Source organism: Flagellimonas marinaquae (assembly GCF_003992675.1).
In the GTDB taxonomy this organism is placed as follows: domain Bacteria; phylum Bacteroidota; class Bacteroidia; order Flavobacteriales; family Flavobacteriaceae; genus Flagellimonas; species Flagellimonas marinaquae.
Genome location: NZ_RZMZ01000016.1, coordinates 263666 through 263872, shown reverse-complemented (window position 1 = coordinate 263872; position 207 = coordinate 263666). Strand labels below are relative to the sequence as shown.

At 54.6% G+C, this 207-nt stretch carries 1 protein-coding gene; it reads right to left on the bottom strand.

The window, feature by feature from the left end; all coding sequences use genetic code 11:
- The coding region (locus tag EO130_RS15510; RefSeq protein ID WP_164732948.1) for a hypothetical protein at positions 1-207 on the bottom strand (207 nt) is incomplete at both ends.

Here is a 207-nt window from a genome sequence, read left to right as displayed (position 1 = left end):
CTGGCTGAGTGTCCAGAACCACCGTGAAGGTGTCAGTGGTTCCCGTCTCAGAAGTGACGGTAACACCCCCCTCCTCAACGATGGTGAACCCGGCCACATCGTCGTCTGCATTGTCTACGGATACCGTTTGGTCAGCCAAAAGATCAAAGGCATTGTCACTGTTCGCCGCATCGACGCTTATCGTTATATCGTAGGTCTGGGTGCCGT